We start from the raw sequence: 18,421 nt of genomic DNA, 5'->3' as shown, positions 1-18,421 counted from the left end.
CGGTGCCGGGCTGGTTCCGATGCTTCGACGCGCGGCCGTCCGCCGCCGTCCGGCTGCTGTGCTTCCCGCACGCCGGCGGGTCGGCCGCGTTCTACCGCCCGTGGGCGAGGGCCGCGCCGCCGTGGATGGAGGTCCATGCGGTCCAGTACCCCGCACGAGCGGACCGGTTGGGCGACCCGCCGGCCGATGGCATCGGGTCGCTCGCCCGCGCCGTCGCGGACGCGCTGACGCCGCTGCCGGGCCGGCCGGTCGCGCTGTTCGGGCACAGCATGGGGGCGACCGTCGCGTACGACACGGCGCGCCTGCTCACCGCGCGCGGGCACCCGCCGAGGCACCTGTTCGTCTCCGCCGCCCACGCCGCCCACGACCGTCCGGCCGACGACGAGATCATCCACGACAAGGATGACGAGGCCCTGGTCCGCGCGCTGAACCGGCTCGGCGGCACCGACGTGGAGCTCCTCGCCGACCCACAGCTACGCGAGCTCGTGCTCCCGTACGTCCGGGGCGACTTCCGGCTGGCCGAGACGTACGAGCACGAGCCCGGTCCGCCGCTCGACCGCCCGATCACCGCGCTCGCCGCGGAGGACGACCCCGTCGTCAAGCCCGCGGAAATGAAGCGCTGGGCGGAGCTGACCACCGCGGAGTTCACCCTCGACGTCCACCCCGGCGACCACTTCTACCTGCTCCCACGGACCGCCCCGATCCTGGCGGCGGTCGCAGAGCGCGTGATCCGCTGAGACGTGGCCGCGTTCGCGAGAACGGGATCAAGATGCAAGGGTGTCCCATGGGCAAGCTGACCGGACAACAGATCGCAGACGAGGCGCTGGACAGGTGGGCATACCTGCTCGGCGGACTGCAGACCCGCATCCACACCAAGGACTTCGCGACCGGGCTCTCGGTCGTGGGCGCCATCGGCGCGGTAGCCGACGAGATGAACCATCATCCCGACCTCCACCTGCGCCACACCCACGTAGACGTCCGGCTGACCAGCCACGATGAGCGCGCGGTCACCGACCGCGACATCCGGCTGGCCCGCGCCATCTCCTCCATCGCCGCAGATGCCGGGGTGCAGCTGGAGTCCTCGAACGTCTCCCGGCTCGAACTCGCCCTCGACACGCGCCGGCGAGTCGATTCCGCCGTTCTGGGCCGCGGTGCTGGCGATGGAGCATCTGTCCGGGCCCGACTTCGGCGACGAGGTTCGCGACCCAGGCGACGTTCTGCCGACCGTGTGGTTCCAGCCGTCCGGCAGCGAGGAACCCCGTCAACGCTGGCACCTCGACTTGTGGGTGGATCCCGCGCAGGTCCAGCCACGCGTGGACGCGGCGCTCGCCGCCGGCGGCACGCTGGTCAGCGACGCGGAGGCGCCGAGCTTCTGGATGCTCGCCGACCCCGAAGGCAACCGGGTCTGCCTGTGCACCTGGCAGGACCGTGACTGATGAACATCCGGTGCCGGGACTTGCGAAGAAAGCCGGACGCGGCGGTCTTCCAGAACGGGATGATCGACACATGAGTGATCAGGTGCGGCTGCGGCCGGTCGAGGAGGACGACGTCCAGATCCTGGAGGACCTGACGCAGCACCCGGAGACGGCGGGGGAGTTCGCGCGGTTCGGCTGGTTCGACCCGGGCCGTTACCGGCGGCGGTGGGCCGAGAACGGTCTGATCGGCGAGGACGGCGGCACGCTGCTGGTGGTCCGCGGCGACGAGCGGCTGGGCTTCGTGGCCTGGCGCCGGCGGCAGGCCACGCCGGCGTCCTACTGCTGGAGCATGGGCATCGGGCTGCTGCCGGAGGCCCGTGGCCGGGGATACGGCACCGAGGCGCACCGGCTGCTGGCGCGCTACCTGTTCGCGCACACCACCGTGCACCGGATCGAGGCCGACACCGAGGTCGAGAACGTCGCCGAACAGCGCGCCCTGGAGAAGGCGGGCTTCACCCGCGAAGGCGTCATGCGCGGCTGCGGATGGCGCGACGGCGCCTGGCGGGACGGCGTCACGTACAGCCTGCTGCGCACCGATCCGCCGGTCTGACAGCCGCCCGTCGTGAACAGGGTGAGCCGGCCTTCGACGCATCGATGTTTCGACGTTCGTCGAGGTATCCGGAAGCTACGTTGGCCTCCGCGGCCGTTCGGCCTCGCGAGATGGAGGTTCCCGGATGTCCGACGATGTGCCGATCACCGATGACCGTGAGCCGGCATCGGTCGTGACGGCGATGATCGATCACGTGCTCGGGCTGGCGGTGACCTGGACGGCATGGGACGGCCGCCCGCTGCGCGCCGGCGAGCGGTTGTACACCCCGCACAAGGCGATCCGACGGGTCGCCGATCACCTCATCGATCACCTCGCGGAGCTGGAGGCGCGGCTGGCCGGAGACCGGACGATCCCTGATCGCTGGCATGCCTCGGCGAGCACGACTCCCGGCGATCTGGCGGCCTTCACCGGCCAGGACCTGGACGAGGCGAAGAGCCGGCTTACCCGGCTCGGCCGGATCTGGGCCGCCCGGCTGAACACGCTGACGCCCGACCAGCTTGACCATCCGCCCGGGGAGGGCTGGACATTCCGGCAGATCGCGTTTCATCTGGCCGAGTCGGCCTACTACGCCGACGCCGTTGGGAACCTGTCGGCCGTCGGCTCCGGCCGCTGATCCCCCTGTTGCAGAGGACGCGGTCAGCGGATTCCTGCGGTCCTGTTGCCGCTGACTGCTCGGACGGGCTCGGTGAACGGCCGGTCGGTGGCGGTGACCTGTCCGACACGCTGCAGTTCCAGTAGGAGCGACCTGGCTTCGCTCAGCAGTGTCTGCTGGCGCTCGATGCGGGTTATCTGTTCATCGATGCGCTGCTGGGCGCGGGCGCAGTACACGATCTCGGAAGTGTCCTCGCGGGGAAGCATCACGACGATGTCGGTGATGTCCAGTCCGACCCGCAGCAAGAGTTTGATCTTCGCGATCTGCGCGACCGCGCTCGCGTCGAATTCGCGGTACCCGCGGTTGTCGCGTCGTGGCGACAGCAGTCCGACCGATTCGTAGTACCTGATCGAACGCGGGCTCGCCCCGGACAGCCGCGACAGCTCACCGATCCGCATTGCGGCCTCCCCTTCCCCCGCCGCCTGCTCACGGCGGCGTTCAGCGACACCGTAGCCCTTCCCGTTGGGCGTGGCGGTGGGCGGAAGCGCCTCTCGCGGGCTTGAGGTGACATCGATGTCAATCGTTAGCGTCCACGTCCCACCACCCGAAGGAGGGATCGCCTGTGTCCGAATCCATTCGGCCCAACAGGGGCGTGTTGCTGGCGTTGACGTGCGTCGGTCAGTTCATGGTGCTGCTCGACAACACCATCGTCGGTGCGGCGTTGCCCACCATGCAGCTCAGGTTGCACACCACCTTGACCGGTCTGCAGTGGATCGTCGACGCCTACGTGCTCGTGGTCGCGATGCTGCTGCTGGCCGGTGGCGTGCTCGCCGACCGGTTCGGTCGCAAACGCGTGTTCCTGACCGGTGTGGCGGTGTTCACGCTGGCCTCGCTGTTGTGCAGTGTCGCCCCGACACTCGGTTGGCTCGTCGCCGCGCGCGTCCTGCAGGGCGTCGGTGCCGCGGCGCTGAGTCCCGCGTCCCTCGCCTTGCTGGCCTCGGCGTACCCGCAACCGCAGGAACGGGTGAAGGCCATCGGGCTGTGGGCGGGCCTGAGCGGCGTCGGATTGGCCGCCGGTCCGGTGGCGGGCGGTGTCCTCACCGACGCGTTCGGCTGGCCGAGCATCTTCCTGGTCAATCTGCCGATCGGAGTGACAGCGCTGCTGGCGGGCATGCGCGTGCTGGGCGAGTCCCGCAATCCGGCGGCACCCGCTCTCGATATCGCCGGTCAGGCATTGTCGATACTCGGCGTGGGCGCGCTCACCTTCGGCCTCATCGCGGCAGGCGACCACGGCTGGGGCTCGCCGCTGATCCTCGGCAGTCTCGCCGCAGCCGCCGTCCTGCTCGCGTTGTTCGTCGCCGCCCAGGCACGCGCAGCGACACCGATGCTGCCGCTGCGGCTGTTCCGGCGGCGACTGTTCACCGTGTCGAACACCGCCATGGTCGTCGTCGGATTCGGCCTGATGGGCTCGGCGTTCTTCTTCTCCCAGTTCTTTGTTTTCGTCCAAGGACATTCGGTGCTGCGAGCCGGTATGGAGACCCTGCCCAGCTCGCTGGCCATGGTGATCACCAGCCCGTACGCCGGTCGCATCGCCGCCCGATTCGGCTTCCGCGTCGTCGTCACCGCCGGACTGGCCCTCGCGGCGGTGGGACTCCTGACACTGTCCGCCGTCCATCACGACACCGGCTACGGCGACGTGTGGTGGCGGCTGGCCGTCGTCGGCGTCGGCTTCGGCCTGACAATGTCGCCGCTGACCGGCGCGTCCGTATCCTCGGTCGACCCTCAGGACGGCGGTCTGGCCTCCGGCGTCAGCAGCACCACACGGCAGATCGGCGCCATTCTGGGAGTCGCGGTGCTCGGCGCAATCGTCCGCACCCGGCAGACCCACGGTGCCACCTTCGAGACCGGACTCGACACCGCGTTCCTCGCCGCCGGCATCGTCACCGCGGCCAGCGCGATCCTGACGGGCCTGTGGCTCGTCAGGAAACAGCCTGCCGAACCTCCCGCGCCCCCGCGAGCACAATCCCCCGGGTCGGCCCATTCACCGGCAGCCGGCCGATAACGCGTACGGCGTCCAGACCAGCACTATATGTGAATGAACCGCTGCGATCCCGTGTTTCCCATTACGTCGAGCTTGAAGCTCTTCTGCCAACCGAAAGGGGTCGTCTCCACCTGGAAGGGCGTGTTCCTGCGACGTCAAGGACGTCGATGAGGAGGCCCTTGCCCGTTGGCGAGCGCGAACGCGCTGGACGGCAGGCCGTACGAGAGCCCCTTGAGTCAGGTCACTGCCGGCGGTTCAGAGCAGTCGTCTCTGCACCACGTCGGCGATGACCGTGGTCACGACCACATCGACGGTTCCGGGGTCCGGTGGAGTGCCCTTGCGGCCGGCGAACAGCATGTGCCCGGCGCCGATGAGCGACAGCGCGAGCGAGTCGACGTCGGCGTCGGCCGCGATGCGGCCCAGTTCGCACTCCTCGGCGAGATAGGAGGCGATCATGGCGCTGGCCTCCGCCAGGATCGGGACGCCGTCGACAGGCCTGGCCTGGCGTAGCCGGGCGCGCAACTCGTCCCGGAAGATGACGAGACTGACGATCGCCACGGCGACAGGGTCGAACAGCTCGATCAGCGCGCCCGTGAGATTGCCGGCGACGGTGCCGGTCCCGGCGGACTGGCGCAGGGCGGCGGCCTGGCCGTCGACGCGGGCGATGCGGTCTTGCACGAGCTCGGCCAGGAAGGCGTCGAAGTCGGCGAAGTGCCGGTGCAGGACGCCCTTGGCGACACCCGCCTCGGTGGTGACCGCCCGGCTGGTCAGCGCGCTCGCCCCGTCCCGGAGCAGGACACGCTCGGCGGCGTCGAACAGCTGCTGACGCGCGTCGCGGATGTGCACCCCTGTCGGCACCGCGCATCCCCTTCCCGTACCTCGATGACCCCATCTTGACCGAGTGGGCGCACGCCCACTAAAGTGGGCGTATGCCCACTATCCCGCAAGAGCAACCACGTCCCTCCGAACGCATGCCCCGTGAGGCGCATCGAGCCCGAGCGATGGCGGAGTCGTTCGGGGTGGACCCCGAGCGCTACGACCGCGCCCGGCCGCGCTATCCCGACGCCCTGGTGGAGCGGATCGTCGCCGCGAGCCCCGGCCACGACGTCCTGGACGTCGGCTGCGGCACCGGCATCGAGGCCCGGCAGTTCCGGACGGCGGGCTGCACGGTGCTCGGCGTCGACCCCGACGCGCGGATGGCCGAGTTCGCCCGGCGGACCGGGATCGAGGTCGAGGTGGCGACCTTCGAGGCATGGGACCCCGCCGGCCGGGTGTTCGACGTGGTCATCGCCGGACAGGCCTGGCACTGGGTGGACCCGGTCGCGGGCGCGGCCAAGGCGGCGCAGGTCCTCCGGCCCGGCGGCCGGCTGGCGGTGTTCGGGCACGTGTTCGACGCCCCACCCGAGGCGAGGGAAGCCCTCGCCACGGCACTCCGGCGGGTGGCGCCCGACTCGCCGGTGAACCGCGGCGACCAACCGACCAGGACGGCCATCGACATCTACCAGGCGATGTTCGCCGCGGCCGCCGACGGGATCCGGCAGGCGGGCGGGTTCGGCGAACCGGAGCAGTGGCGGTTCGACTGGGAACAGTCCTACACCCGGGACGAATGGCTGGACCTGCTGCCCACCACCGGCGCCCTCACCCAGCTCCCGCCGGACAAGCTGGCGGAGGTGCTCGAGGACGTCGGGGCCGCCATCGACAAGGTCGGGGGCGGCTTCACGATGCCGTACACCACACTGGCCGCCGCCGCCGTACGAACCGGAGCGGCCTGATCGGCGATTCGGTTGTGGTGCCGCTGACCTGCGCGAAGAGGTCCGCGTTGGGGCTCATCGCACCAACCCGAGCGAAACGCCCGTCAGCAGCAGATCTTGCAGTACAGGTGTTCTTTCCTCACCGTGGCCCGCCGAGCGAGGCCGGCGAGTTCCTCGAGGAAGTCGACCAATCCCGACGTATCCGATCCCTGGAAGTCCTCGAACCGCGACCATGACTCAGCCGCCTCGGCGAGCCGCCGGCTCTCAGCCGCCGCGAGACCGGCCATGAGCTCGTCGGACACCGTCACCACCACGACCTGATGGTCGTCGACCGACGCCAGTAGTCGGCCGTGGCGGGGACCCTCCTCGATCTCCTCGATACTGCGGCCGGTGAGAAAAACCTCCAGCGGCACCAGGTGGTAGTCCGGGAAGAGGCCCTTCATCTGGATCACGTCGTAATACGACAGGCTCTCAGTGACCGCGCGGGCGGCCGCCTCGTCGGAAGGGGCTGAGAAGTAATCGCTCAGAACGCTCATGGCCGTAACCTGATCTCCTTGCCTGTTCCTGCGGCAAAGACCCTGACAATAGTTCTGCCGCCTCCGCCGTCCCGGGTGACCCGATCCCGTCGGTCTGACGCCCCTCCGGCCGATTGCCGGAGGGGCGTCCTGCCGCTCAGAGGTGAGCGGGTGTCATCGCAGCTTGGAACCCAGCCTGGTGGCGAACTTCGACCACGTCGCGTTGGCGAAGTGCTTGTTGACCGCGTCCGGGATCGTCGGGTGCTTGACGTAGCCGCGCACACCGAGGAACAGCAGCTTGCCCTTCATGTAGATGGTGAAGTAGACCCGCGAGCCGGCACCGTCGAAATGTCCGCTTTGAGCGATGAAGTACCAGCCGTACTTGGCCATGCCGTGGTAGTACTTGACCGGCGCCTTCTTGCAACCCCAGTTCCCCCCGACGCAGGCCTTCAGATTGATTCGCTGGCCGTCCTTCGGGAACTTCTTCGGCGCCCCCTTGATCGGGAACACGCAGTTGAAGCAGTTGTGCAGGACCTTCCAGGCCCTCTTGTCCGAGCCCTTCGGCATCGAACTGCCCGGCCTGATCTGGAAGTTCCAGCGGTAGAGCTGCCGCAGGCCCGCCGCTGACACCTCCGCCGCCTCCGGCTCTGCCGCAGTGCTCGCGGCCGCTTCGGTGGTACCGGCGGTGGTGATCGTGGACGGCGCGACTCGGCCGACCGTGGATGCGCCGGCCGGTTGAGCCGATGCGGGAACGGCGGTGACCAGTGTTCCGGCCGCGGTCATCGTCGCGAAGGTCAGGGCCAGGGACTTACGCATTGCTTCCTCCGGGGGGAATAGCGCAGAGACGTGAAGGCGGGCAAGGACTCACCGCCGACCGTCACGTAATGATCTTGAGCTTAACATACGGCACCGTATGGTTGCCGTAGCTCAGTGCGACCGCCGGCGACCGCTGGATCGAGCGCTACGGCGACGGCCTCTCGGCGAGACCTTCCTCACGGTGACGCCTTCCCGAGCGGCGACCCTTCCGGCGACGAAGAGGCTCCCCCGAGCGACGACTCGCTGGAACGTCCGAGGTCACGAGGCAGGCCCGCCAGGTCAGGCGGAGGCGACGCTCGGAACGGGATATTCACCCCATGCATCCACAGAGCGGTTGCGAACCTGACAAAACTCACTACTCTTCGTGGTCGACTGTCCACCGATCGGTTGACGGCCGAACCCGTCGTTCGGTCGTCGCGGCGGAGTCGAGCGGCGACATAGCGTTAAGCGCAATGGCACGGCAGATCGCACTAAAGCAGGAAAGGCCACAGGTCGCATGAGCCCGTTTTTGACAGCACTCATCGCCAGCGCGACGATCCTCGTCATCATTCTGGCGACCGATCTAGGGCGCAAACGTGTGACCAACATGCGGATACTGCGGTCATTCATCGCGGTCGCCATCGTCATCGCGATTTTCGTGCATTCCCTTCCCACGGGCGGCAACGACCTCTGGCTCCAACTGGTCGGCCTTGTCGTGGGCGCCGTCTTCGGGCTGATCGCGGGCGCCCTGCTCCCCGCCCACCGCGACCCGTCCGGCTTGATCTACACCACCGGCGGGGTCGCCTACGCGTTGCTCTGGCTGGCCCTGTCCAGCGGACGCGTCATCTTCGCGTACGGGACCGAGCACTGGTTCGGCCCGGACATCCTCAGGTTCAGCATCGAGAACAAGCTCAGCGGCCAGGACGTCTACGCGAACGCCTTCATCTTCATGTCGCTGGCGATGGTGCTGGGGCGTAGCGCGGTCCTGTTCACCAGGCGCCGCCGGCTGCGCGTCGCGGGCGAGGACGCCCCCTCGCCCGCCACGGCAACGGCAGGCAGCAGCGCGCGGTGAGGCCGCACGGTCGCGGCCCAGAAGCGATGCTGCCGGATGATGCCGCCCGCGGTACGGGTCGGCTGGAACACCACCAGGGAAACGGGACGGACGCATGACTGACCTGACTCTCCGGCCGCCCCGGAACCGTCTGGAACGCCGGGCCATCGGCTGGTGGACCGCCCAATCCTCGCTGTTCGCGCTCCCACTGCCGATCGTGTTCGTGGTGCTCTACCTTTTCATCCCGCCCGCCCGGACCTGGTTCGCCTGGTGCCTGGTCCTCACCCTGGTCCCCGGGCTCGTCTACATGGCCGTCATGCCCGCCTGGCGCTACCGGGTCCACCGCTGGGAGACCACGGACGACGCGGTGTACGCGGCGTCCGGATGGCTCTGGCAGCGGTGGCGCGTGGTGCCGCTGTCCCGCGTCCAGACCGTGGACTCGCTGCGCGGCCCGGTTCAGCAACTCTTCGGGCTCTCCGGCGTCACCGTGACCACCGCCTCGACCGCCGGCGCCGTCAAGATCAAGGGCCTGGACCACCGAGTCGCGACCGACCTCGTCCAGCACCTCACCAGGTGCACGCAGGCGACACCGGGAGACGCCACGTGACCGCGCCCCAGAGCCCGGCGAGTCCCTGGGAACGGCTCGACGCCCGCCTGATCCTGGCCAACATGAGCCTGCTGGCCGCACCGCTGGCCTCCTTCGGTGGCACCTTTCTGGTCACGGGTGGCGAACTCGGCCTGCTGGCCCTGATCACGCTCGGGTCGATCCTCGTCACCTTCCTCGTGGTGACCGGCTTCGGCCTGATGCGCTTCCTCACCACCCGCTACCGGATCACCGAGGACCGGATCGAGCTGCGCTCCGGTCTGCTGTTCCGCAGCGAGCGCGCCCTGCCGCTCGACCGCGTCCGCAGCATCGATCTGACCGCCAACCTCCTGCACCGGATCTTCGGGCTCACCTCCATCCGGATCGGCACCGGCGAACAGACCTCCGCGTCGAGCCGCAGGCTCACCTTGGACGGAGTCGGCAAGGTCCAGGCCGCCGAACTGCGACGACGGCTCCTCCGCCGTACCGGTCGTACGACGGTCGACGATGACGGCCCGATCGCCGCCATGGACTGGTCCTGGGTGCGCTACGGGCCGCTGACCGTCTGGGGCGTGGGGAGTCTCCTGGCCGCCGTCGGCACGGCCTACCGCACGCTGCACGAGATGAAGGTCGACCCGCTCGAGTTCGGCTTTGTCAAGGACATCGAGAAGAGCTACGGATCCGTGCCCCTGTGGTTCGGCATTCTGGTGACGCTGCTGGTCATCACCGTGCTCGGCGCCCTCGTCTCGACCTTCGCCCTCATCGAGGGGTGGCGCGGCTACCGCCTGGAACGCGCGGACGGCGGCGTCCTCCGGGTCCGCCGCGGCCTGCTCGTCACCCGGTCGGTCACCATCGAAGAACGACGGCTGAGCGGGGTGGAGCTGCGCGAGCCGATGCTTCTGCGCTGGGCCGGAGGCGCGCGCCTGAACGCGGTGGCCGACGGCCTCGGCGACCGGGACGAGAACCGCCGGCGGCGCCTGCTGACGCCGCCGATGCCCCGCGACGAAGTGCTCCTCGTCGCCGCCGACGTACAGGCTGAGGACGAATCACCCACGGCCTCGGCCGACCTCAGAGCACACCCGCGCGTCGTCCTGCGGAGGCGGATCACCCGCGCGCTGATCGTGACCGCGCTGGTCGTCGCAGCGCCGGCCGTTCTCGGCGCGTGGCTGTCCTCATCGTTCCTGTACGCGGCCGTGGCCTGCGGTCTGGTGCTCGTCCCGGCCGCGGTGGCGCTGGCGTTCACCGCCTACCGCGCCCTGGGTCACGGACTGCACGGCCGCTACCTGGTCACCCGGGCCGGTGCCTTCGCACGCTGCACGGTGGCGCTGAAGCGTGAGGACATCATCGGCTGGAGCATCTCCCGCTCGATCTTCCAGCGCCGCGCGGGCCTGCTCACCCTGGGAGCGGCCACCTCCGCCGGCGAACACTGCTACAAGGTCCGGGACGTCGCCGTCTCCGACGGGCTGGCCTTCGCCGAAGAAGCGGTACCCGATCTCCTCGCCCCGTTCCTGCAGCGAAAGCCCTGATCAGCGCCGGTCATCCCAGGCGGCGACAAGACCCGAGAACTCGACGCGGCCCTTCGGCATAAAACCCGACGACATATCCTCCCGAAGGGATTCTCCGTGAGTGCACTCGGTGCAAAGCCGCTTCCCCCGTCCAGGTTGCCGCAGTGGCGTCAACGGGGACGCTCGTGACGCCGCCGGCGGTGCCCATGGAGTCGACACGAGACACCGATCTCACCGACGCCGAGTTGATCCGCGCGTCCTTGACCGACTCCGAGCGGTTCGCGGCGCTCTTCGACCGGCATCACCGGCCGATCCATCACTACGTCGCCCGGCGGCTGGGAACCCAGGCCGCCGATGACATCGTCGGCGAGACCTTCCTCACCGCCTTCAGACGACGGGAGACCTACGACCTCTCCAGGAGTCACGCGTTGCCGTGGCTGTACAGCATTGCGACCTCACTCGTCGCCCGGCACCGCCGCGACGAGGAACGGTACCTGCGAGCGCTCCGCCGAACCGGCGTGGACCCGCTGCCCGAGCCGCTCGCCGACCAGGTCACCGGCCGCGTCGTCGCGCAGGAGCAGGAGCGCCGGCTCGCCGGAGCGCTGGCAGCCCTTTCACAGGGCGATCGCGACGTGCTGCTGCTCGTGGCCTGGGGCGACCTCAGCTACGAGGAGACCGCCGAAGCGCTCTCCGTCCCGGTCGGCACGGTGCGATCCCGCCTGCACCGGGCGCGCCGGAAAGTGCGCAAGGCACTCGGCGGCCATCACCCCCTCACCACGTCTTTGGAGAACTGAGTCATGGACGAGATGCAGTTGGTCAAGGATCTGCGCCGTTCCACTCCGGAGATCACGCCGGGTGCGGGGCAGGCCGCCAGAGCACGGCTGCTGACGGGCATCGGGGAACCGGCCCGATCCCAGCGTCGTCGGCACGCACCTCGGTTCACCTGGCGGTGGGCGGTAGTCGGGGGGCTGGCCACGGCGGTCGCCGCCGGTGTCATGGTCACGCTGAACCCGAGCGGCAACGAGCCGGTCGCCAATGCCGCAGCGGTACTGGATCGGGCCAGCGCCGCAGCCGCCTCGCGCCCGTTCACCCCGCCGCGTCCAGGCCAGTGGATCTACGAGCACACTCACTGGGTCGAGCCCGGAGAAAACCACAACCCCGGGATGGACGTCTATCGCTGGACCGCTGCGGGCGGTCCCGTGGTGTACGTGGCGCAGGCGCCGAACGGCCGCCTACGCCGTCTCAACCACATTCCGGTATTTCCGCCGCAGGACTACGCGACGGTCTCATCGCTGCCGCGTGAACCTGACGCGCTGTTGCGCTGGATCCGAACGCACCGGCCCCGTACCAACCGGACGACGGACTTCGAGGCTCTGAGCGAGATCCTCCGCGTCGTCGCGTTGGTGCCTCCCAAGCTCGAAGCGGCGACCTTCCAGGCGATGAAGAAGCTCCCCGGAGTGACGGTTCGACAGAACGTCCGGGATGTACGGGGCAGGCCCGCGATCGCCGTCGTCGGACACACCAAGGCGGCCGTGGGAGACGTCCCGCTGGACGAGGAGGTCTTGCTCGACCCCGACACCTACGCGTATCGGGGTGATCGGATGCTCCTGACCCGTGACCTTCGTGCCCCCCAGAAGGACGGCAGTACGGAGGTGGTCAAGGCGGGCACCGTCAATATCGCCAGCGAGATCGTCCAGGTCGGAATCGTCGACAAGCCCGGTCGGCGCCCCTGAAGCATGGCCGCACGGACGACGCGGCCCCAGGTATTGATCTAAGACCTCTTCCGGCTCCACCCATTGCTCGGAGCCGGAAGAGGTCGCGGCCGGGGTCAGACGCGCTTGGCGCCGATGGCGGCCATGAGCTTGGGCCAGGCGTTGTGCATCTCGCGGATCCAGGCGGGCCACGCGTGGCGGCCGTTGCCGTAGATGTGCGAAGTGATCGGAATGCCGAGCTGCTGGGCCTTCTGGAGGAAGGTGACGTCCGTGGCGCCGACGACCCGTTCGCTGAGCAGGCCGATGTCCCACGGCGCGGTCTTGGGGTTGTCGCCAGGACCGGGCTTCCCGGTGGTACCCGCCGAGATGTAGACGCCCGTGCCCTTGAGCCGCTGGATCAGGTACAGCGGGTCGTGCTGGCGCCAGTTGACGTCGTCCGCGCCCGGAACGCCCCAGATGCGGAACGGGTCCGTGCCGTCGCCCGCGCCGACGACCGTGAACATCAGCAGCGCCGGTATGCCGACCGACCGGATCGACAGCAGGCCACTGAACGAGGCGGCGTAGCGGTACAGGCCCGGGTACCGCTCCGCGTACGTGATCGCGCCCTGCCCGCCGGAGGAGTTGCCCATGACGGCCCGGGACGTGCCGGCGTGGTAGGCGCGCTCCACGATCTCCCGGACTTCGAAGTTGTGGAAGGCCTCCCACTGCGGGGAGCCGTACTTGCCGTAGTTGTACCAGTTCGTATATGACCCGTTCACGCCGCCTTCCGGCATGACGACCATGACGTTGTACCGGTACGCGTAGGTCTCGATGTCGGTGCTCCGGGTCCACGACAAGTAGTGGTCCCGGCCGCCGTGCAGCGCGTACAGCACGGGGTACTTCTTGGTCGTCGAGGTCTTCCAGCCCTTCGGCACGAGGATCCGCACCTTGACCGTCTGGCCGAGCGCCACCGACTTGACCGTCAGGTCCACCTCGTGGCTCGTCAACCACTTCTGCGCGGTGACGCGCGCCCCGTCGCTCGCCGTGGCGGTCTTCGGAACCTTCGAACTCGGCTTGCTCGCCGCCGCAGCGGGAGCGGCCCCCGCCGCGGCGACGGCCAGGGCTGCGCCCAGGGTCGACGCGATGGCGCGGCGCAGCGGACTACCTGGCATGCTCAATCCTCCGGTGTCTTCCAGTGCCACCCGGGTCCATCCGGGTTGGGAACGATCTCTCGCTGGGGGCGGGGAGCGCGACGGCCGAGTGCCGTCTCGCGCGTCTCCGGGGATGCCGGGGCGCGGCCGTTGACCTCCGCGACCCGGCGCAGAATCTCGTCGGCGAGCGTGGGCTCATCCGCCGGGTCGGCGGGGGCGGCTCGTTCGGAGACCGTCCGGAACGCCGGGTTGGTGGGAGCGGCTCGTTCGGAGACCGTCCGCAGCGCCGGGTCTGCGGGGGCCGCCCGCTCGGGGACGGTCCGGAGCGCCCGGCGCTCCGCCCGAAGCTCGGCCAACCGCGCCGCCTGCCGCCGCACCCTCGGCACGGGCGGCCTCTCGGGAGCGTGCCCGGGAACGGTACGCCCCGTCGCCCGTACGCTCCCCGCCGCAGGCTCACCCGCGGGCACCCGTACGCTCCCAGGCTCGGCTTCATCCCCGGGCACCCGTACCGTCCCAAGCTCGGGTTCATCCTGGGACGCCCGTAGGCTCGCCGCCGCAGGCTCACCCCCGGACGCCCGTACGTCCGCCGCCGCAGGCCCACTCCCGGACGCCCGTACGCCCGCCGCCCCGGGCTCACCCGCAGACGCCCGTACGCTCCGGGGCGTGAGTGCGCTCGCCGTCGGCCGTACGTGCTCGGGCGCGGTCTTCCCGGAGCGTACGGTCGCGGCGGGCGGCGGGTCGTCGTGTTCGCCCAGGTCGATACGGGAGTGGAGGGCGCGTAGCGGGCGGGGAAGCCACCAGTTCGCCGCGCCGAGGAAGCGCATCGTCGCCGGGACCAGGAGCATGCGGACGAGGGAGGCGTCGACGACGATCGCGACGAACATGCCGACGCCGATCAGCTTGACCAGCGTGATGTCCGCGGTGGAGAACACCGCGATCACCACGAGGAACAGCAGCGCCGCGCTGGAGATGATGCCGCCGGTGCGCTGCAGCCCGACGGCGACGGATCGCGCGTTGTCCCCCGTACGGTCCCACTCCTCGCGGACGCGGCTGAGCAGGAACACCTCGTAGTCCATGGACAGTCCGAAGACCGTGAGCAGGACGAGGATGATGGTGGTGGGCTCGGTCGTCCCGGTCGGGGTGAAGTGCAGCAGGCGTGCGAGGTGGCCGTCCTGGAAGCCCCAGACGATGGCGCCGAAGGACGCGCCGAGGGACAGCAGGTTCATGGCGACGGCCTTGAGCGGCAGCACGATCGACCCGAACGCCATGAACAACAGCAGGAACGTGACGAGTCCGATGATCGCGCCGACCGTGGGCAGGCCGCGTTTGAGGCTGTCCATCAGGTCCATCTGGGCGGCCGTGCTGCCGCCCACGTCCGCGTACAGCGCCTCGCGGTGCGGAGGGATCGCGCGGATGCGCCGCACCAGGTCCCGCGCCTGGTCGCTCATCCCCGCGTACTGGTGCCGCACCGAGATCCGCACGGCGGCGTACTTCTCGGCGTATCCGGTGATCTCCACGCTGGTGACGCCGGGCAGTTGCCGCAGCCGTGCCTCGTAGTCGGTGATGAACGACGGGACCGGCCGTTTCTTCGTGGGCACGAAGTTCTTCGGTACGAGGTCGCCGGACAGGACGACGTCGATCGGGTCCTTCGAGCCGGTCGGGAACTCCCGCTGGAACGCCTCGTACAGCTGCCGGTTCGGGCTGCTCGTGGGCAGGACCCGTACGTCGGTGGTGCCGAAGCGGACGTGCAGGAACGGCGTGGTCAGGACGCCGAGGACCGTCATGACGGCGACGAAGTACAGGATCGGGTGGCGCATGACGCTGGTCGCCAGGCGGTACCACGGGCCGCTCGTACGCCGGTCGCCGCGCGTCCTGCGGCGCCAGGGCATGCGGCCGAACTCGACGCGGGGGCCGAGGAGGGCGAGCAGGGCGGGCAGCAGGAACAGCGCGCCGGCGATCGCGACCGCGACGACCGCCATGCCGCCGAGGCCGACCGAGCGCAGGAACATCTGCGGGAACAGCAGCAGCCCGCTGAGCGCGGTCGTCACCGTGATCCCGGAGAACGCGATGGTGCGGCCGGCGGTCGCCATCGTGTTGGCGAGGGCCGTCGGCCGGTCGGTGCCGCGCGCCAGCTCCTCCCGGAACCGGTTGACGATGAACAGCGAGTAGTCGATCGCCAGGCCGAGGCCCATCATCGTGATGACCTCGGCGCTGAAGGACGAGATGTCGGTGATCATCGTCAGCAGCCGCAGGACGGTGAACGCGCCGACGATGGAGAAGACCCCGACGACGAGCGGCAGCCAGAAGGCCCCGAGGCTGCCGAACACGAAGAGCATCAGGACGAGCAGCACCGGGAACGAGATCGTCTCCGCCCGGGCCAGGTCCCGCTGCGTCTGGGTGTTGAACTCCTTGGCGAGAGGCACACCGCCGCCGACCCGTACGCTCAGGCCGGGCGCGGTGAACAGGCCGGCGATGGCGTCGTACTCCCTGGTCTTCGCCGTGTCGTCCCCGGCCAGCTGCACGGCGGCGAACGTCGCGTGCCGGTCCTTGGACGCGAGTTCGGTCACCCGGGGCGTCTGGCTCCAGTACGTCAGGACGTTGCGGATCTTGTCCGTGGGCAGGCGGGCGAGCGCCGTGGTGACCGCGCCACGGAAGCGGGGGTCGTCGACGGTCAGCCGGTCGCTGCGGTAGATGACGAAGACGTCGGGCGTGGAGTTGCTGAAGTACTGCGCGGACAGCTTGGCGACGAGCGACGAGGAGGAGTGCGGGTCGTCGAAGCCGCCGCTCTTCAGCCGCGCGACCGCGCCCGCTCCCCACATGCCGGACACGACCATGAAGACCAGGCACAGCGCGAGGCAGGTCAGCCGTCGTCGATGGACGAGTCGTCCCAGACCGGCGAACATCACTAGGCGACGACGGGCAGTGTCCCGGCCAGGTACCGTTCCCGGCAGGCAGTCCGCGCGATCTTGCCGCTGGACGTCCGCGGGACCCCGCCCGGCTCCACGAGCACGAAGTCGTCCACGCGCAGCTCGTGGACGGTGTTCACGGCGCGACGGACGGCACGCGCGATGTCCTCGACGGGGACGCCCTCGCCGCGCCGGCCGCGCTCGGCGACGACCACGACCCGTTCGCCGTCCTCGCCGGAGACCGCGAAGGCCGCCGCGTGGTCGCGTCTGATCCCCTCGTGCGCCTGCTGCGCGCTGACCTCCACGTCCTGGGGATAGTGGTTGCGGCCGTCGATGATGATGAGGTCCTTGATCCGCCCGGTGACGTACAGCTCGCCCTCGTGGACGACGCCGAGGTCGCCGGTGCGCAGCCAGCCCTCGGCGGGCAGCCCGCCGGCCGGGTCCTCCAGCACGGCGCCGAACACCTCGCCGGTCTTCTCGGGGTTGCGCCAGTAGCCGGGCGAGACGTTCGGCCCGTTCACCCAGATCTCGCCGACCCGCCCGTCCGGCACCTCGGCCCGGCTCGCGGGGTCGACGATGGCGACGGCCTGGCCGGTCGGCGTGCCGCAGGAGACGAGGACGGCGTCCGCGCCCGGCCGTGCCACACCCTCGGTCAGCGCCGCCCGGTCGAAGGCGGTGAACCTCGGCTCCCCCTGTGTCTTGCTGGCGACGTAGACGGTCGCCTCGGCGAGACCGTAGCCCGGCGACTGCGCCTCGGAGCACAGCCCCGCCTCGGCGAACGCGTCGGCGAAGCCGCGAACGGTGCTGGGGCGGATCGGTTCGGCGCCGTTCAGCGCGACCCGTACGCCACCGAGCCGGAGCCGGGCCTTCTCCTCCTCGGTGACGCGGGAGGCGCAGTACTCGTACGCGAAGTTCGGCCCCGCGGTGACGACGTCGTCGTGTTCGGACAGCAGCTCCAGCCAGCGCAGCGGCTGCATCACGAACGCCACCGGGTCGGTGAGCACCACGTGGTTGCCGTGCACCAACGGCAGCGCCAGCGACAGGATCAGGCCCATGTCGTGGAACAGCGGCAGCCAGCTCACACCGACGGTCTCTCCGGGCCGCGCCTCGTACGCGGTCCACGCCTGCAGCGCGTTCGCGGTGATGTTCCGGTGGGTGATCTGGACCCCGGCCGGCGCCCGGGTCGATCCCGACGTGTACTGCAGGTACGCGACGTCGTCCAGGGCGAGCTCCTCGCCCTGCCACGACGCGGCGAGCGAGACGGCGACGGCGTCGGCGAGGACGACGTCCTTGGGACGCGGCGCGCTCTGCTCGTCCAGGAACCGCTCCACCTGCGGGAGCGCCGCCGTCGTGGTGACGGCCACGGAAGGGTCCGCGTCGCCGTACGCGCGGATCAGCCGGTCGGCGTGGCCGGGCAGGTCCGGGGAGAAGAGCGGGACCGCGATGAGCCGGGCGTACAACGCGCCGATCATCGTGGTGAGGTACTCGAGGCTCTGCGGCATGAGCAGCGCGACGCGTTCCCCGGGCTCGGCGACCTCACGAAGCCGGGCGGCGATGGCCCGCGCCCGCCGGTGGACCTGACCCCACGTGAGCGTCTGCCGTTCTGTGCCGACCGTGTAGTCGACGAACGTGAAGGCCGGCGCGGACGGCATCTCCGCCGCCCAGCGGGCTACCAACGCGATGAGCGGCTCGTTCAGGGCATCGGCGTCGACACGGCGACCGATCAGTGCCATATCCGCACTCCCTGCCTCGCCCCGGCGCCAAGGCCGACACCACCCGTGATCATCGTGACCGCGTGACGCTATCGCAGGGCAA

Annotated in this window: 18 protein-coding genes and 1 pseudogene; 12 read left to right on the top strand and 7 right to left on the bottom strand. The window is 69.9% G+C overall.

All coding sequences use genetic code 11. The annotated features are described in order from the left end of the window. Positions 1 to 2 precede the first annotated feature (2 nt). The 5 genes and pseudogenes from ACYVF7_RS01725 (at position 3) to ACYVF7_RS01705 (ending at position 2,638) form a co-directional block, all read left to right on the top strand. On the top strand, positions 3 to 737 hold the full coding sequence (locus ACYVF7_RS01725; protein WP_460333750.1) for a thioesterase II family protein: 735 nt from the start codon (positions 3 to 5) through the stop codon (positions 735 to 737). Between the two features lie 32 nt (positions 738 to 769). Then, a pseudogene (locus ACYVF7_RS01720) lies at positions 770 to 1,036 on the top strand (4a-hydroxytetrahydrobiopterin dehydratase); the annotation flags it as partial. Continuing rightward, on the top strand, positions 996 to 1,436 hold the full coding sequence (locus ACYVF7_RS01715) for a VOC family protein (protein ID WP_460333747.1): 441 nt from the start codon (positions 996 to 998) through the stop codon (positions 1,434 to 1,436). The pseudogene ACYVF7_RS01720 and the gene ACYVF7_RS01715, both read left to right, overlap by 41 nt. Positions 1,437 to 1,506: 70 nt before the next feature. After that, positions 1,507 to 2,025, top strand: coding sequence for a GNAT family N-acetyltransferase (locus ACYVF7_RS01710; RefSeq protein WP_460333744.1), 519 nt, complete (start codon positions 1,507 to 1,509; stop codon positions 2,023 to 2,025). Between the two features lie 124 nt (positions 2,026 to 2,149). Further along, positions 2,150 to 2,638: a hypothetical protein gene (locus ACYVF7_RS01705; RefSeq protein WP_460333740.1), complete on the top strand. Its 489-nt coding sequence runs from the start codon at positions 2,150 to 2,152 to the stop codon at positions 2,636 to 2,638. Positions 2,639 to 2,661: 23 nt separating this feature from the next. On the opposite strand, the gene ACYVF7_RS01700 is transcribed toward ACYVF7_RS01705, so the two are convergent. Further along, complete coding sequence (locus tag ACYVF7_RS01700) at positions 2,662 to 3,075, bottom strand: MerR family transcriptional regulator (protein ID WP_460333737.1); 414 nt, start codon at positions 3,073 to 3,075, stop codon at positions 2,662 to 2,664. Positions 3,076 to 3,239: 164 nt separating this feature from the next. On the opposite strand from ACYVF7_RS01700, the gene ACYVF7_RS01695 reads away from it, so the two are divergent. Then, complete coding sequence (locus ACYVF7_RS01695; protein ID WP_460333734.1) at positions 3,240 to 4,679, top strand: MFS transporter; 1,440 nt, start codon at positions 3,240 to 3,242, stop codon at positions 4,677 to 4,679. 234 nt (positions 4,680 to 4,913) lie between these two features. Here ACYVF7_RS01695 and ACYVF7_RS01690 read toward each other — a convergent pair whose 3' ends face one another. Beyond that, complete coding sequence (locus ACYVF7_RS01690) at positions 4,914 to 5,516, bottom strand: TetR/AcrR family transcriptional regulator (protein WP_460333731.1); 603 nt, start codon at positions 5,514 to 5,516, stop codon at positions 4,914 to 4,916. Between the two features lie 143 nt (positions 5,517 to 5,659). On the opposite strand from ACYVF7_RS01690, the gene ACYVF7_RS01685 reads away from it, so the two are divergent. Further along, entirely contained in the window at positions 5,660 to 6,430 is a 771-nt protein-coding gene (locus ACYVF7_RS01685) for a class I SAM-dependent methyltransferase (RefSeq protein ID WP_460333728.1), read from the top strand. Between the two features lie 83 nt (positions 6,431 to 6,513). Here ACYVF7_RS01685 and ACYVF7_RS01680 read toward each other — a convergent pair whose 3' ends face one another. Together ACYVF7_RS01680 and ACYVF7_RS01675 are read right to left on the bottom strand one after the other, a co-directional pair. Beyond that, a complete protein-coding gene (locus tag ACYVF7_RS01680; RefSeq protein ID WP_460333724.1) occupies positions 6,514 to 6,945 on the bottom strand; it encodes a hypothetical protein in 432 nt (143 codons plus the stop codon). Positions 6,946 to 7,098: 153 nt separating this feature from the next. After that, on the bottom strand, positions 7,099 to 7,740 hold the full coding sequence (locus ACYVF7_RS01675) for a hypothetical protein (RefSeq protein ID WP_460333721.1): 642 nt from the start codon (positions 7,738 to 7,740) through the stop codon (positions 7,099 to 7,101). 508 nt (positions 7,741 to 8,248) lie between these two features. Between ACYVF7_RS01675 and ACYVF7_RS01670 the strand changes: the two genes are divergently transcribed. The 5 genes from ACYVF7_RS01670 (at position 8,249) to ACYVF7_RS01650 (ending at position 12,591) form a co-directional block, all read left to right on the top strand. After that, positions 8,249 to 8,791: a hypothetical protein gene (locus ACYVF7_RS01670; RefSeq protein WP_460333719.1), complete on the top strand. Its 543-nt coding sequence runs from the start codon at positions 8,249 to 8,251 to the stop codon at positions 8,789 to 8,791. Positions 8,792 to 8,885: 94 nt separating this feature from the next. Beyond that, complete coding sequence (locus ACYVF7_RS01665; protein ID WP_460333716.1) at positions 8,886 to 9,377, top strand: PH domain-containing protein; 492 nt, start codon at positions 8,886 to 8,888, stop codon at positions 9,375 to 9,377. Continuing rightward, positions 9,374 to 10,879 carry a PH domain-containing protein gene (locus ACYVF7_RS01660; RefSeq protein WP_460333713.1) on the top strand — a complete coding sequence of 502 codons (1,506 nt, stop codon included), beginning with the start codon at positions 9,374 to 9,376 and terminating at the stop codon, positions 10,877 to 10,879. The genes ACYVF7_RS01665 and ACYVF7_RS01660 overlap by 4 nt, the downstream gene beginning before the upstream one ends. Positions 10,880 to 11,064: 185 nt before the next feature. After that, positions 11,065 to 11,652, top strand: coding sequence for an RNA polymerase sigma factor (locus ACYVF7_RS01655; protein WP_460333710.1), 588 nt, complete (start codon positions 11,065 to 11,067; stop codon positions 11,650 to 11,652). A 3-nt stretch (positions 11,653 to 11,655) separates the two neighbouring features. Beyond that, positions 11,656 to 12,591 carry a CU044_5270 family protein gene (locus ACYVF7_RS01650; protein WP_460333707.1) on the top strand — a complete coding sequence of 312 codons (936 nt, stop codon included), beginning with the start codon at positions 11,656 to 11,658 and terminating at the stop codon, positions 12,589 to 12,591. A 95-nt stretch (positions 12,592 to 12,686) separates the two neighbouring features. Here the strand turns inward: ACYVF7_RS01650 and ACYVF7_RS01645 are convergent, their stop codons facing one another. Genes ACYVF7_RS01645 through ACYVF7_RS01635 form a run of 3 tightly spaced genes read right to left on the bottom strand, consistent with a single transcriptional unit; the run spans position 12,687 to position 18,339 of the window. Then, a complete protein-coding gene (locus ACYVF7_RS01645) occupies positions 12,687 to 13,721 on the bottom strand; it encodes an alpha/beta hydrolase (protein ID WP_460333705.1) in 1,035 nt (344 codons plus the stop codon). A 2-nt stretch (positions 13,722 to 13,723) separates the two neighbouring features. Next, the gene (locus tag ACYVF7_RS01640; RefSeq protein ID WP_460357744.1) at positions 13,724 to 16,603 is read right to left on the bottom strand and encodes an MMPL family transporter; all 2,880 of its coding nucleotides are present in this window, start codon (positions 16,601 to 16,603) and stop codon (positions 13,724 to 13,726) included. A 2-nt stretch (positions 16,604 to 16,605) separates the two neighbouring features. Continuing rightward, the gene (locus ACYVF7_RS01635; RefSeq protein ID WP_460333702.1) at positions 16,606 to 18,339 is read right to left on the bottom strand and encodes a fatty acyl-AMP ligase; all 1,734 of its coding nucleotides are present in this window, start codon (positions 18,337 to 18,339) and stop codon (positions 16,606 to 16,608) included. Between the last annotated feature and the right edge of the window lie 82 nt (positions 18,340 to 18,421).

It is taken from the genome of Actinoallomurus acanthiterrae, assembly GCF_054775715.1.
The sequence above is the reverse complement of the archived record's forward strand: the minus strand, read 5'-3'. Positions and strand labels throughout refer to the sequence as shown.

Bases quoted from the DNA above. Each gene is read 5' to 3' on its own strand.
- ACYVF7_RS01715 (WP_460333747.1), top strand. From the start codon at position 996: ATGAGCGCGCGGTCACCGACCGCGACATCCGGCTGGCCCGCGCCATCT.
- ACYVF7_RS01710 (WP_460333744.1), top strand. From the start codon at position 1,507: ATGAGTGATCAGGTGCGGCTGCGGCCGGTCGAGGAGGACGACGTCCAG.
- ACYVF7_RS01705 (WP_460333740.1), top strand. From the start codon at position 2,150: ATGTCCGACGATGTGCCGATCACCGATGACCGTGAGCCGGCATCGGTC.
- ACYVF7_RS01700 (WP_460333737.1), bottom strand. From the start codon at position 3,075: ATGCGGATCGGTGAGCTGTCGCGGCTGTCCGGGGCGAGCCCGCGTTCG.
- ACYVF7_RS01685 (WP_460333728.1), top strand. From the start codon at position 5,660: ATGGCGGAGTCGTTCGGGGTGGACCCCGAGCGCTACGACCGCGCCCGG.
- ACYVF7_RS01680 (WP_460333724.1), bottom strand. From the start codon at position 6,945: ATGAGCGTTCTGAGCGATTACTTCTCAGCCCCTTCCGACGAGGCGGCC.
- ACYVF7_RS01675 (WP_460333721.1), bottom strand. From the start codon at position 7,740: ATGCGTAAGTCCCTGGCCCTGACCTTCGCGACGATGACCGCGGCCGGA.
- ACYVF7_RS01665 (WP_460333716.1), top strand. From the start codon at position 8,886: ATGACTGACCTGACTCTCCGGCCGCCCCGGAACCGTCTGGAACGCCGG.
- ACYVF7_RS01655 (WP_460333710.1), top strand. From the start codon at position 11,065: ATGGAGTCGACACGAGACACCGATCTCACCGACGCCGAGTTGATCCGC.
- ACYVF7_RS01650 (WP_460333707.1), top strand. From the start codon at position 11,656: ATGGACGAGATGCAGTTGGTCAAGGATCTGCGCCGTTCCACTCCGGAG.
- ACYVF7_RS01645 (WP_460333705.1), bottom strand. From the start codon at position 13,721: ATGCCAGGTAGTCCGCTGCGCCGCGCCATCGCGTCGACCCTGGGCGCA.
- ACYVF7_RS01640 (WP_460357744.1), bottom strand. From the start codon at position 16,603: ATGTTCGCCGGTCTGGGACGACTCGTCCATCGACGACGGCTGACCTGC.
- ACYVF7_RS01635 (WP_460333702.1), bottom strand. From the start codon at position 18,339: ATGGCACTGATCGGTCGCCGTGTCGACGCCGATGCCCTGAACGAGCCG.